Origin of the sequence: Comamonas halotolerans (assembly GCF_030162935.1) — a bacterium.
Classification (GTDB): Bacteria; Pseudomonadota; Gammaproteobacteria; order Burkholderiales; family Burkholderiaceae_C; genus Comamonas; species Comamonas halotolerans.
In genome coordinates this window covers 1-267 of the sequence record NZ_JASAUZ010000061.1, presented here as the reverse complement: position 1 = coordinate 267, position 267 = coordinate 1, and the positions used below count along the sequence as shown (strand labels likewise).

Annotated in this window: 1 protein-coding gene; it reads left to right on the top strand. The window is 67.8% G+C overall.

Going from position 1 to position 267, the window contains the following annotated elements:
- Positions 1-267: phage baseplate assembly protein V (locus tag QEP11_RS16615; RefSeq protein ID WP_284337764.1), on the top strand; the 267-nt coding region annotated here is incomplete at both ends.

The following is a 267-nucleotide window of genomic DNA, read 5'->3' as shown; positions in this document are numbered from 1 at the left end:
CCGCAGCAGGCCGCACAGCAAGGCGCTGGCACACCCTCACGCCCAGGCAGCCACACGCCCAGTGTCTGGCTGCGTGTGGTCTCCCCCATGGCCGGGCCCAACTGGGGGGCACTGGTGCTGCCACGCATTGGCGCGCAAGTGCAGCTGAGTTTTATCGACGGCGATATTGACCGTCCCGTGGTCAGCCAGCAGCTGCACACTGCGCAGGATCTGCCGCCCTGGAGCGCCGGAGAAGACGGTGCAGGCAACCACCCGGGCGTTATCGCT